The sequence below is a fragment of the Sphingomonas fucosidasi genome (assembly GCF_036663855.1).
In the GTDB taxonomy this organism is placed as follows: domain Bacteria; phylum Pseudomonadota; class Alphaproteobacteria; order Sphingomonadales; family Sphingomonadaceae; genus Sphingomonas; species Sphingomonas faeni_B.
Genome location: NZ_JAXOJR010000001.1, coordinates 15,894 through 28,032 on the forward strand (window position 1 = coordinate 15,894; position 12,139 = coordinate 28,032).

At 61.6% G+C, this 12,139-nt stretch carries 14 protein-coding genes and 1 pseudogene; 8 read left to right on the forward strand and 7 right to left on the reverse strand.

Features of this window, described 5'->3' with window-relative positions; all coding sequences use genetic code 11:
* Nucleotides 1-185: 185 nt before the first annotated feature.
* From U1737_RS00055 to U1737_RS00065, 3 genes are read right to left on the reverse strand one after another with little or no spacing between them, the layout of a single operon-like run.
* Entirely contained in the window at nt 186-1,085 is a 900-nt protein-coding gene (locus U1737_RS00055; RefSeq protein ID WP_332795132.1) for an NmrA family NAD(P)-binding protein, read from the reverse strand.
* Nucleotides 1,082-1,516, reverse strand: coding sequence for a pyridoxamine 5'-phosphate oxidase family protein (locus tag U1737_RS00060; protein ID WP_332795133.1), 435 nt, complete (start codon nt 1,514-1,516; stop codon nt 1,082-1,084). The genes U1737_RS00055 and U1737_RS00060 overlap by 4 nt, the downstream gene beginning before the upstream one ends.
* A gap of 12 nt (nt 1,517-1,528) precedes the next feature.
* On the reverse strand, nt 1,529-2,251 hold the full coding sequence (locus U1737_RS00065) for an NmrA family NAD(P)-binding protein (RefSeq protein ID WP_443027058.1): 723 nt from the start codon (nt 2,249-2,251) through the stop codon (nt 1,529-1,531).
* On the opposite strand from U1737_RS00065, the pseudogene U1737_RS00070 reads away from it, so the two are divergent.
* Nucleotides 2,178-2,786, forward strand: a pseudogene (locus tag U1737_RS00070) (integrase core domain-containing protein); the annotation flags it as partial. The gene U1737_RS00065 and the pseudogene U1737_RS00070 overlap by 74 nt on opposite strands.
* Before the next feature lie 60 nt (nt 2,787-2,846).
* Here U1737_RS00070 and U1737_RS00075 read toward each other — a convergent pair.
* Nucleotides 2,847-3,344 carry a hypothetical protein gene (locus U1737_RS00075; RefSeq protein WP_332795135.1) on the reverse strand — a complete coding sequence of 166 codons (498 nt, stop codon included), beginning with the start codon at nt 3,342-3,344 and terminating at the stop codon, nt 2,847-2,849.
* A gap of 275 nt (nt 3,345-3,619) precedes the next feature.
* Here U1737_RS00075 and U1737_RS00080 point away from each other — a divergent pair, with 275 nt between their 5' ends.
* The gene (locus U1737_RS00080; RefSeq protein ID WP_332795136.1) at nt 3,620-3,841 is read left to right on the forward strand and encodes a hypothetical protein; all 222 of its coding nucleotides are present in this window, start codon (nt 3,620-3,622) and stop codon (nt 3,839-3,841) included.
* Nucleotides 3,841-4,032 carry a DUF6771 family protein gene (locus U1737_RS20645; RefSeq protein WP_443027059.1) on the forward strand — a complete coding sequence of 64 codons (192 nt, stop codon included), beginning with the start codon at nt 3,841-3,843 and terminating at the stop codon, nt 4,030-4,032. Before U1737_RS00080 ends, U1737_RS20645 begins: the two co-directional genes overlap by 1 nt.
* A 400-nt stretch (nt 4,033-4,432) precedes the next feature.
* Here the strand turns inward: U1737_RS20645 and U1737_RS00085 are convergent, their stop codons facing one another.
* From U1737_RS00085 to U1737_RS00095, 3 genes are read right to left on the reverse strand one after another with little or no spacing between them, the layout of a single operon-like run.
* Nucleotides 4,433-5,080 carry a patatin-like phospholipase family protein gene (locus U1737_RS00085; RefSeq protein ID WP_332795137.1) on the reverse strand — a complete coding sequence of 216 codons (648 nt, stop codon included), beginning with the start codon at nt 5,078-5,080 and terminating at the stop codon, nt 4,433-4,435.
* Nucleotides 5,077-6,090 carry an SDR family oxidoreductase gene (locus U1737_RS00090; RefSeq protein ID WP_332795138.1) on the reverse strand — a complete coding sequence of 338 codons (1,014 nt, stop codon included), beginning with the start codon at nt 6,088-6,090 and terminating at the stop codon, nt 5,077-5,079. The genes U1737_RS00085 and U1737_RS00090 overlap by 4 nt, the downstream gene beginning before the upstream one ends.
* A 5-nt stretch (nt 6,091-6,095) precedes the next feature.
* Nucleotides 6,096-6,761: an HAD family hydrolase gene (locus U1737_RS00095; RefSeq protein ID WP_332795139.1), complete on the reverse strand. Its 666-nt coding sequence runs from the start codon at nt 6,759-6,761 to the stop codon at nt 6,096-6,098.
* A 547-nt stretch (nt 6,762-7,308) separates the two neighbouring features.
* On the opposite strand from U1737_RS00095, the gene U1737_RS00100 reads away from it, so the two are divergent.
* From U1737_RS00100 to U1737_RS00120, 5 genes are all read left to right on the forward strand, one after another.
* Nucleotides 7,309-7,773, forward strand: a complete 465-nt coding sequence (locus tag U1737_RS00100) for a hypothetical protein (RefSeq protein ID WP_332795140.1) — start codon at nt 7,309-7,311, stop codon at nt 7,771-7,773.
* Between the two features lie 81 nt (nt 7,774-7,854).
* Nucleotides 7,855-8,358 (forward strand): ferritin-like domain-containing protein, encoded by a 504-nt coding sequence (locus U1737_RS00105; RefSeq protein ID WP_332795141.1) that lies wholly within the window; start codon nt 7,855-7,857, stop codon nt 8,356-8,358.
* Between the two features lie 193 nt (nt 8,359-8,551).
* The gene (locus U1737_RS00110) at nt 8,552-9,832 is read left to right on the forward strand and encodes a cation:proton antiporter (RefSeq protein ID WP_332795142.1); all 1,281 of its coding nucleotides are present in this window, start codon (nt 8,552-8,554) and stop codon (nt 9,830-9,832) included.
* 94 nt (nt 9,833-9,926) lie between these two features.
* Nucleotides 9,927-11,198 carry a YihY/virulence factor BrkB family protein gene (locus U1737_RS00115; protein WP_332795143.1) on the forward strand — a complete coding sequence of 424 codons (1,272 nt, stop codon included), beginning with the start codon at nt 9,927-9,929 and terminating at the stop codon, nt 11,196-11,198.
* A 110-nt stretch (nt 11,199-11,308) separates the two neighbouring features.
* Entirely contained in the window at nt 11,309-11,833 is a 525-nt protein-coding gene (locus U1737_RS00120) for a DUF937 domain-containing protein (RefSeq protein ID WP_332795144.1), read from the forward strand.
* Nucleotides 11,834-12,139: the final 306 nt, after the last annotated feature.

Consider the following 12,139-nt stretch of genomic DNA (forward strand, 5'->3'; position numbering starts at 1 on the left):
GGCGACCGCTGAAAGTCGGCTTCTGACGAGAGCTGCCGTTCGGCATGTTGGGTGCGAACGGCGGCAAAGTCCCACTTTTGACAATTTCCGCCATCGCTGTTCGAGGCGTCGGGCAAACATGAATGGGTGTCCGAAGTTGGGGGGCGCGAAACGACCGCTGAATGTCGTGTTGTGGGTCGTTTAAACTATGCCCTCGTGTACGCCGAACTCAAGACGGTCTGCGCCGAGGTGAAAGCGACATCAGGATAGCGGCAGTTGTCGAGCGGTAACAGCTTTCCCTGTCCGCTCGCCATGTCGCGCAGATATTGCATGCCCTGCCACGCCGGGAATAACGCCTCCCGCTGCGGCGCAACGACGCGGGAAAGCCCAATAAGTGCACTAAGGGCGGAGACGCCACCCGCCCGCAGTAGTCCGAAACGCTGCCCCGTGACCCCGGTCATGATTGCGGTAAGATCGCGTGGGCTCACGCTGTCCCCAGCGATCCGCAAGAGCCGCGGTGACGCGTCGTCCATCGCCGCTGCGGCGGTGAAGACGGCAACGTCGTCCTTGATGGTAAAATCATACGCCTGTTCCGCGCTGCCCCAATGCAGGATTCGGCGGATCCGCGGCAGCACGATCGGCGCCTGCCCGGCGAGCAGGTCGGCGAAGGCACCGTTGAGGATCGAAGTTGCACGGATCGGCGCGGCATCGATCCGCGCCATGAACGCGCGCCGTAGATCAAGATTGCGGTTGCGCCCCGGCGTCGTTCTAGTGAAATCGAGCGAATAGTCGGACGGGATGAAGCGCGGCACTCCGCTGGCAACCGCTGCGTCAAGCAACCGGGTCTGCAGCCCGAGCACGACCTCCGCCAGCCCGTTGACCGCCGACACCACACACGCCGCTCCGGCACACGCTGCGGCGAGACGCGGGGGGTCGGCGAAATCGACGGCGACGACTGTGACGCCGGGCGGAAGCGTATCGTGCCGCGCTCCCGTCCGGACCAACGCGCGGACCGTCGCGCCGCGCGCGGCCAGCGCGTGCGCGATCCGGCCGCCGAGATCGCCCGTCGCTCCGGCCAGAACGATGGGCGCCGTCGCGTCGGTCAAACCGCGACCTCGGCTTCGTCGGTGCCATCCCAATAATGCACCCGCACCGCGTTGACCTCGATCATCACGAGGCCCGGCGTATCAACGCCTTGCGGAAACCAGCGCTCGAGATCGGGCGTCCAGTGTTCGGCAAACGCCTGCTTGTCGCGCACGATCTTGCCTGCGCCCTCGACTGCGACGAACAGCGGAGGCTTGCCCAGCAGCCCGCTGCTTCCCTGGAACGACAAGGCGACATGCGGGTCGCTCAGGATGTCGGAAACGGTGCGCGCATCGTCATAGCTGAAGTAGTAGCTATCGCCTTGCCATTCGACTTCGCCGTTGTTGCTCATCGGACGGGTCGCGAGCTGGCCGCCTTCGGTCCGCGTCGTCAGCATCGCAAAGTCGATCTTGCCCATCGCCTTGGCGAGATCCTGCAAAGTCATGTCAGTCATCAGGTCTTCCTTTCAGGTCGCGGAACGTGTTGCCCACGCGGACAACGTTAGAAGCCTCGGATGGAGCCGGCGTAGCTCAGTAACGTTGGCCGCGAAGCCTTCGCGCGCGATCCATTCGAACATCAGGCGGAAATCTTCAGGCAGACGGTCGCGGAGGACGCCGGGAATGGTGAACAGCGCAACCGGTCGATGCCCCGTCGTGCGTAGCGTCCGGACCGCCTCGGCCCGACTCACGCTGTCGCCCGCGATCTCGACTGCCTGCCCGATATAGGCGTCGGGCCGCTCGAACGCCTCTGCGGCGAACCAGCCGACGTCGCGCGCTGACGCGAGTTGCATCGCCTGGCCGTCGGCAAGATAGGTTTTCATCATCGACAGCATCGTGGTGCGAAACGCGAAGCTCGTGAAGTTCTCCATGAACGCTGCGGGCCGCAACGAGGTCGCGGGCAGGCCGAGCGTGGCGATATGCGCTTCGATCGCGCGCTTGCTCTCGAAATGTGGGACGCCGCTGTCCCGGTCGACGCCCGCAGCCGAGCATTGAATAAAGTGGCGGACGCCCGCTTCGGCTGCCAGCGTCGCGAGCTGCATGCCCTGCCGCGCCTCGCCTTCAGGGCCTTGTCCCATCGGCGTCTGCACCGATAGCACGCCGTGCGCACCGTCAAGCGCCGTACGCAGGGAGTCTGCATCGTTCAGGTCCCCCTGGACCAGCTTGCCGATGGCGATCCCGCAAGAACCCAACCAGCGCTGGTCGCTCGACTTCGTATCGGACTCGTTGGCCTGCGGCCGGCGGTTCCGCATGCTCAACGTCATCGACGACTACAGCCGGGAATGCCTGGGATGCATCGTCGACACCTCGCTGTCGGGTCGGCGGGTCGTTCGCGAGCTGAGCGCCATCGCCGAGCGTCGCGGGCTACCGTGCATGGTGGTCAGCGACAATCCTGTCCTGAGCGAAGCCGAAGGGGGCACCGAGCTGACCAGTCATGCCGTCCTCGCCTGGTGTCAGGACACCGGGGTCGAGTGGCACTACATCGCCCCGGGGAAGCCGCAGCAGAATGGCTTTGTGGAATCGTTCAATGGTCGCTTGCGCGACGAGTGTCTGAACGAACACCTGTTCCCCTCGCTGGCTGCGGCGAGACGGATCATCGAGGCATGGCGGACGGACTACAACACCGTGCGTCCGCACAGCAGTCTTGGCGGGATGGCTCCCGCCGAGTTTACGAACCGCCCCCGCCAGGGGCATATGGAAACCGAAGCTAAGTTATCAGCGGCCTGAAAACGGGGAGCAGGTCAAAGGCTCCCCAGTTCTGCCGAGCCACTCTGTTCGCAGTAGTTGCTACGAACCACTGCTCACGACTGCAGATAACGATCCGTCCGGATTGCGCCCCTCACGAATAAGTACAGCATCCTGTTGCACTTGTTGGATATCTTGCGGACTGCCTTCTCTAGCCGGCGGAAGCGCAACCTCGGCAATTCCCCCGACGTTAGCCGAACCATGGAGCGCACCTGCTATCTCGCGATCAAATTCGCCTGCTTCGATAGCCGCTCGCATGTTCACCAGGTAATCGGCAAAGCGGTTAGCGGGAATGAAGTTCGTCGTTTGACCACCGATCGTCAGCGTCGCACCATTTCGCGTCGTGGGCGTGAAGGCAACATGCTCGCCGTCACGGACGAACCATGTTCCTGAGTGAACACCGTCGGTCGCCCATGCCTTTTCGGCCAGATGTAAATCCTGCAAAACCTCGTCGCGGTCGGAAATTGGGTCAGCGGATGGCGACGAGACGACATCCTTCAAAGCAGACTTGGCCGCGTTAACAATGTTTTCTAGTGCCATTTCACTTCTCCAATACTGCTCCGGGACGTTATGAACGCAACGGTCTAATTCGCAGATTGGGCGCAGGTTCACTGGATCAAATCGCCAGCGCCTTTTTCGTACAAATTTCAGAAATTGCGTCGTTTCCACAGCGATAGAATGACCGCATTCGTGATGCAAATATCCTTCTAACGAATCGCGACGCTGCAAAAGCAGTTAAAAAGGCTGATTAAACCTCCGGGTTGAAAAGCTAGGATCACACTAGCGTTCTTTTTATGTTCCGCTATGATCCGGGTATGGAACACGCACTCGAGTCGATGCGCGACGGCGCACAGCCCCTCAGTCAGACTCACACTCTGATTGCCGAGATCTTGCCAGAGCTTCGGCCTTGCGAGATGCAGAACATCTTTTTCCAATGCTTCGAAGACGGTCCTGAGACCCTCCTGGCGCCGATTGAAGCAGAGTTCGCGCGGCGTGGGCTGTCGCCGTACGGCAAGTTCTCGACCGATTGCTTCTGATGGCTAGCGTTATTTCGCCGGAGCGGGTTGCGGCCATTATTGAGGACGCGCCTGCATGGGCTTTGATCGGCCTTACCGCCCCGCGCGATGGACTGAGAGCAGACGCACGCTTGGAAGTGGCAAGGCATGTCTACGGCACTCTATATCAGCCTGTAGACGCTGAAACGGCGCAGATGGCTTTGCCCTGGTGATCCTGTGGGCAACACGCGGTTTGGGACGCTGGGGGATTTCACGAAGCACGAAGCTAATGTGGGGTGCGTATGCTCCAAATGCGGGCGTAAGGGCGTCGTGCACCGCCTGGTTCTAGCGAGGTGGTGTTACCTCAAACGCAAGAACATGTCGGTCGAATGCCTCTCCGGATATCTGCGATGTTCGGCTTGCGGCAGTAGGCCAAACAGGATCGCACCGACGCCACTACCGCCGTCCTTTCCCGGTTACGGTCGGGACGAACGCCAATGGAAGCGCTTCGAGCGGAAGCTGAGAGGGTAAGGTGGCCTTCTTGTAGGGGCGGTCGTCATCACCGACTATGCCGCTGATGCCGGGGCGACCGTTCACATGGTCCAGCATCACAGACGAGCGCCGGGGAACACACTACAAGCTAGGCAGGTTCGCAGACAGGCCCCCATCGACGAGCCAACGGCCATCGATCTCGACCGGCGGAAACGCAACCGGTAGCGCAGCGCTGGCACGGATATGTTCGGGTCCGACCTGCATCGCGGCGCTGTCGAACAAGACGTCGTCGCCGGTTTCGAGGTCGACCGCGGTCGCGGTGTAGCGGCATGGGCCGGCGTTAAGGCGATCAAAGTCGACCAGCGTTTCCAGCGTGGTAGCGAGCTGGCTGGTTTCGAAGATCGACGGCTGGTTGTCGGTCCACGGTGTCAAGGCGGAGAGCATGGGGCCGAAGATGCCGGGCCGACCGAGCGTTGCGGCCCAGCCTACCGCACTCGTCCGTCGGCTGGTTTCGAGTACGCTCAGCAGCGGGGGCGTCATGGCACCGGATGGGGCGGGTCGCCAGAACGTTCGCAGTGTCTCGATCCGGCAATCAGGAGCGGACCCGGCGATCAACGCGCCATTGATCGCACCGATCGATGCGCCGATAATCCAGTCAAGTTGGAGGCCGTGCTCGTGCAGCGCTTCGTAGACGCCGGCTTCGAATCCGCCGAGTGCGTTGCCTCCGCTGAGGACGAGCACAACGTCGAAGTCGCGCGCGGCTCCTGCCCGCTCCGCGTCCGGTGTCACCGGCCAGTTTCCTTCGGCCGGCTGCGGGCAACCGCGATCCCGGCACCGACGAGCCCAAGCAACAGAAGGGCGGGGTGGAATTTCTGCGCCTGCAACACGGTGCTCGATTTGCGTGCGTGGACGTCCTGGCTTCCGCGCAATGCATCGACGCGCGGCTCATAGAGGTTGTCGTGGCGGGTCGGGTCGCCAGGATCTTCCGGCTTCTGCTGTGCGACCGTGCCGACCAGTTCCATGATCCTGTCGCTCAACCGCGGTGCGGCGCGCGCGAGGAGTGACGACAGCAGGCCCCCGCCGCCCGCATACAGCGTGCGCCGCGGGGTCCCGCACACGAACAGCACCGCGTCGGCGACGACTGAGGGCGCATAAAGTGGCGGTGGCAGACGTGGTGGATGATCCATGAAGTTGCGCGCATGCTCTGGGAATGGCGTGTCGATCGCGGCGGGCTTGATCAGCGTAACCGAAATGCCGGCCTTCTCCTGCTCGAGCTCCATCCGTAGCGTATCGGTCAGCGCCTGAACCGCGTGCTTCGTTGCGCAATACGGCCCCTGTTCGACGATCGCGCGGTCGCTGAGGATCGAGCCGACGTTGATTATGGCCCCGCCGCGTTGGCGCAGATGCCGCGCGGCGACCAGCGACCCGTGCAGAACGCCGAAATAATTGACGTCGAAAACACGGCGGTGATCGGCGACCGGTACCTGCTCAAGCGTACCGTACGTGCCCGTGCCCGCATTGTTGACCCAGCTGTCGAACCGACCGAACGACTCGACTGCAACAGCGGCAACACGCTCGACCGCCGCCATGTCGCTTACGTCCGCCACGCAGATCGCGATGCGTCTGCCGTCGGCCGACAGGCGATCGCGGAGCGCCTCCAGTGCTGCCTCGTTACGCGCGGTCGCGACGACGGCCGCGCCGCGGCGCACGGCTTCCTCGACTATGGCGAGACCGTTGCCGCTGGTGGCGCCGGTGACGACGATGACCTGATCGCGCAGGGATTTCAATGTGATGGCCATGTCGATCAGCGTCCCAGTGGTGAGGTTGCGTAGTCGGCGAGCAAGGCCGCCACGTCGTCGTAGATCGCGATCGCGCCTGCCGACTGAAGTTGCTCGTCCTTGAACTTGCCCGATCGGACCGCGACCGCGGCGATCCCGCACTTGGCCGCAGCCTCGATGTCATAGGGCGTATCGCCGATGACAATCACCTCGCCGGGATCGATTCCCGGCAGCTTCTTGAGCGCGGTCGCGAAGATGTCGGGTGCGGGCTTGGTCTTCTCGACGTCGTCGCTGCTCGTCGTCGCGGTGATCAGGGCGCGGGCGTCGAGCAGGTCTATGTAATGGTCGAGTTCTGCCTCGGAGGCGGAAGAGGCCAGTACGACCTGCTGCCCGAGACCATGTGCGTGGGCCAGCAGGTCGTGCGCTTGCGCGAACGGCTTGGCTGTATCTAGGTACTTCGCCTTGAAGATCGCGCCGTGTGTGTCGCCGAGCTTTTCCTGCTGATCCTCGTCCGCGTCGGGCATCAGCGCCGGCACGAGCATGTCGGTCCCCTTGCCGATCTGGTCGTGGATCACTTGGCGGTCGAACAACGCGCCGACGGTGGCGAACGCCTCCTCCCAGGCGAGGACGTGCATGTCGTTGGTGTCGACCAGCGTACCGTCGATATCGAAGAGAATGGCTTTGATCTGCATAATGATACCCCGGAACTGATCTCGTGCATACGCGCGTCAGAGCACTCACGTGCCGGCAAAACCGCCATATTCCAGTGATCCGCGCAGGTGCGATGGGGCCCCAACGGATCATCGTTCGGTTCGGCACCGTCGACGTGTGAGATTACGGTGTGATCGTCGACCAATCGACGCATATTTAGCGATCGGGGCATAGCCCGACGCGAGAATCCTAATATCATGATCGCGGATTAGAGGTGACAACTCGATCCAATACGGTGTGTTGTTGCCTTCAAACACGGCGGCTCTCTCTGGAGTTACATTAACAGGCATCAATACAAAATATAAGCGCTCCGGGACCGCGCTTCCGTAGGAACGATGTTGTTCCCCGGATCGCTATGCTCCCACTAACAGCGAAAGTTCGGGCTGAGGAAATCGGGCGGTATGATGGCTGCGAGAAGCTCTAAACTGTCATCAAGGCGGTGCTGCGTCCGTAACTTCCGTTCCCATCCGGTCCGGTCCAATTGAACGGATGGGTTGGGTATTCCGTCACATTCAAAAGGACATACTGATGAGTGACAAGGTTCAGGCCCCCGTACCCGGCAATCCCGCGACCAAGGGCGCCCCGGACGGCGTATCGGACTCGCCGCGCGGCAACGGTGGCACCGAGATCCACGGTCGCAGCGAGGGAGGCGAAAGTGGCGGTGGGGCTTATCCCAATCCCCATGCCGGCAAGACCGAGACGAACACAGGCTTTATGGCGCACGGTGGCCAGACCAACATTGCCTATCACGGCGGTGGGCAGACGGGCGAAGACGGTGGAAATGCCGGTAACGGCGTTGCAGGCTCGGGCGGCGGTGACGGCACCACTATCGCTGCGGACCCGGATGCGGACCGCGTACCCCACGAAATCGCAGCCGAAGGTAGCAGGATCAACGTTGTCGAGACGTCAGGCATCGCCGAAGCCGAGGCTAGTGGGAAGGTCGGTACCGATGCCGATTACGAGGAGGAGGAGAAGCAGCCCGGGGCCGGCTGAGGTTGGCCAATCGCGCACTCCTTGGTCAAGTTTTCAACCAAACGCCGCGCATCCCGCTCGGTGAACCATAAGGACGTTCTCATGTCTGCACCCGAAGATCTTCAGGAAATCTACACCGACGAGCTGAAGGACCTATGGTCCGCAAACGACCAGATGAAGAAGGTTTTGAAGAAGATCACGACCAAGGCGAGCGACGCATTGCTGAAGGAGATGCTGACCAAGTCGCAGGCGGATATCGAGAAGCATACCGACCTGCTCAAGGACCTGATCGCGTCGAACGACGAGAAGGTTTCGAAGGAGCATTGCAAGGGCATGGAGGGCCTCGTCGCCGAAGTAACCAAGCATGTCCTCGAAGAGGGACCTGAGAAGGGTCCGCTGCTCGATGTCATGATCATCGCGCAATATCAGCGGATGACGCATTACGGCATCGCCGGTTTCGGTACGGCCGCTGCCTATGCCAAGGCGCTTGGCCTCAAGGATGATACCAAGGCGCTGACCGCTGCCACCAAGGACATATATGGCGGCGACGAATATATGACGAAGCTTGCCGAGACGACTGTAAACATTGACGCCGAAGACGAATGATCGTGGTTGCCCGCTGGCACAATGTCGGCGGGCAATGATCGCGTCTTACGCCGTCAGCTGATTGAGATCTCACCTTATCGGTGAGTTCCGCTCGCATCGCGAAATGCGTTGATCTCTCATGCTCGTAAGCCTCTTCGAACCACTATGCGTGCCTTCCTGTGACGAAGTCTCGTTCCTTTCTGGATAGACCGTCATGACATCTGCATTGCCCGATCCCTACATCCTCATTCTCACCGGCTTTGGCCTGCTTACCGCGCTGGTTGTCTGGTTACCGCTGGCGCTTCGTAAGCTACCGCTGTCGTTGCCGATCGTTTGTATCGCGCTTGGCGCTGCGCTGTTCTCGTTGCCGCAGGTCACGCTCAGGCCGCTGCCACTTCTTTACCCCGAGATCACTGAACGCTTCACCGAGTTTGTCGTGATCATCGCGCTGATGGGGGCTGGCCTGAAGATCGACCGGGTGTTCAGGTGGCGGGAATGGGCGGTTACCTGGCGGCTGTTGGCGATCACGATGCCGCTGGGCATTCTAGCTATCACGGCGGTGACGGCATGGGGAATGGGACTGCCATGGGCGATCGCATTGCTGCTTGCTGCCAGCCTGGCCCCCACGGATCCTGTCCTGGCAGCCGACATTCAGGTCGGGCCGCCCAAGAGCGAAGACGAAGACGAGGTACGGTTTGGGCTGACGTCCGAAGCCGGCCTCAATGATGGCTTCGCGTTTCCGTTCGTCCATCTTGCCATCATGCTGGCAGCCGCAGCCGGGAGCAGCAAGCCGTGGCTGGGTGAGTGGCTGACGTACCGATGCTTATGGGAGGTTGGCGCCGGCGTCGGCGCCGGCTGGCTGATTGGCCGCGCCTTTGGCTGGCTGACCTTCCACGTACCCGCACAAACCAAGCTAGCGCAGACCGGTGACGGCCTGATCGCGCTGGCTGCGACCTGCATCTCCTACGGCTTTACCGAGATCATCCACTGCTACGGCTTCCTTGCCGTGTTCGTCACGGCACTGACGTTTAGAGGGGCGCATCGAACGCACGACTTTCATCACGACATGCACGACGTCACCGAGCAGATCGAACGGCTCGCAATGATGGTGTTGCTGCTGCTGTTTGGCGGCGCGTTGGTCAGCGGGCTCCTGAATTCGGTATCGTTGACGGACGCGCTGATTGCGCTGGTGATCCTGCTGATCATTCGCCCAATTTCCGGCCTGATCGGCTTGGTCGGCCACCGGGCTGACCGCTCGGAAAAACTGACACTCGCCTTCTTCGGCATCCGCGGCGTCGGATCGATCTATTATCTCGCCTATGGTTTGAACCACATTCACGTCGATGCGGCCGAACGCCTGTGGGGCCTTCTCGGACTGGTCGTGCTGTTTTCGATCGTTCTGCACGGCTTCACCGTGACGCCAATCATGCGTTTGCTCGATCAGCAACACGGGCGAGATCCAGACAAGGATGCGCGCCCCGCCGTGGGAGCTTGAGGCAACTCTGAATCAGAGATCGTATCAAAATTGGTGTGTAGCGCGAGAACGGCGATCGCATGCCAGATGCAAGAGACGCGTAAAAGGACGAGGCATGACCGAGACGAACAAGAGGGATGCGAGAGGGCACGACGCTGGCAGTCCCTGGGCTATCCCTGCAAAAGGCTGGAAGGACATTGCTCTGCGAGCATGGAAGGAAGCAGGCCAGGATAACATCAGCCTGGTAGCCTCCGGCGTGGCTTTCTGCGGCGTCCTCGCCATGGTGCCTATGCTGGGTGCCGTGGTGCTGAGCTATGGGCTCGTCACTACGCCCGCTACGGTGATGAAGAACGTCCAGTCGCTGACCTCAGTCATGCCGACGGATGCGGCCAAGCTCATCGGCGAGCAACTGGCCAACGTTGTGACGACATCGGACGGTAAGAAGGGGTTCGGCCTTCTGCTTGCGCTCGGCATCGCGTTGTACGGCGCGATGAAAGGCGCAACCGCGCTCATTACCTCGTTGAATATCGCGTATGACGAAGAGGAAACGCGGAGCTTTGTTCGCCTGAACCTCATCGCGTTAGCCATCACCGCCGGGGCAGTTCTCATCGCCATCGTTGCTATTATCGCGATCGCGGCAATGGGCAGTCTGGACACGCTGTTCCCCGCGGCCCCTGCCATCGTTCTCACAGCGGGCAAAATCGTTTCCTACGTGATCATGGCCGGCATGGGAGCGGCAGCAGCGGCAACGCTCTACCGCTATGCGCCCAATCGCGATGAGGCGAAGTGGACGTGGTTGACGCCTGGATCGGTCCTGACGACCGTGTTGTGGCTGCTCGTTACCCTTGGCTTCGGGTTCTACGTGGCAAACTTTGGCAGCTACGACGCGACCTACGGCTCGTTGGGAGCCGCGATCGTATTGCTGACCTGGCTCTACTTGTCCGCCTACATTCTACTGCTCGGCGCCGAGTTCAATTGCGAGCTGGAGCGACAGACCACACAAGACACGACCAAGGGGCCTATTAAATCGCTCGGCGATCGCGGAGCGTACGCAGCCGACACGGTAGCTTCCGGACCAGAGATAGCGCCGCAGCCAGGACCACGACCGCAGCCCTCAAATGGTGACCAGGCTGTATCCCGAGCCGCACCGTCTACGCCTTCACCTTTGCGTGAGTACGCTGCCGGTCGCATGGTCGTGCGTGCAGCACGCGTAACCGGCCTGGGTAAAGTCGGCATGGTACCTTCCGTCATCGTTACTGGCGGGCTTGTTCTCCTCCGACGCCGTGACAAGGCACTTATGGGGGCAGGACTGCTTGTTATCGGGGGAGGGCTTAGTTGGCTATCCGGCCGACCCATTGGCTCAGGTACGCCCGAACTTCCTGACTAATATTGCGCAGACAGCGCCTGCCTGCTGATCCAAGGTCCTAACTCGATCGAAGGTGACCGGACCTATAGGTCCCAGCGTCAGTTGGTACCCGTCACAACAAGGAAGCCGACATGAATCTCAATGACCTGCTGCCTGATGGTGGCATTGATGCACTCGCCGCCCAGCTAGGCATACCGCGTGACCAAGCCCAGCGCGGCGCAGAAGCGCTGCTGCCGTCGGTTCTGGGCGGCATGGGAAATAACGCGACGCAGTTAGACGCCCATGTGAACACGCTGGGCGGCGCAGACCTTGCTTCGAACGTGTTGGGCAACGAGCCGACGCAGATCAATCGCGGTAATCAGATCCTCGGCGGTATCTTCGGGTCGAAGGACGGCAGTCGTGAGGTCGCCGACAACGCGGCGCAAAGCAGCGGCCTAGCGCCTGAGCTTCTGAAGCAGATGCTGCCGATCCTGGTCATGCTGGTAGCAGGCCATCTGACAGGGCGCTCAGCCGGGCAGCAAGGTGGCCTTGGCGGGATCCTGGGATCTGTACTCGGCAGCCTGGGTGGCGCTGGAGTCGCGGGCGCCGCGCCCGGCGGCGGTCTTGGCGGCGGACTGGGGGGCATTCTTGGTTCGGTCTTCGGCGAGCGGCGATAGAGCCGTCCGGACATAAGACCGTCCTGCTCGATCAAACCTGCGGATTTGAGGTCCAGGAAAATCTCGTCGCCATGGGTCTACGGCATGACAATACCATCGACGGCATGACTAGGGAGCGCATGTGATGCGGAGACGAGGAAACAAGCGAGCCGGTCCTGTGGCTATTGTCATCTTCGTGATGATCGGGGCGCTCGTCGTCACGATATGTTGGCTCGCGGCGCAAGGCTTTCAGAAGGAGCCGAATGGACCACCGCGTGGTAGTCAAACGCTGCCCGCGCAAGCAGCGCAGCGGACCGTGACTGCGAC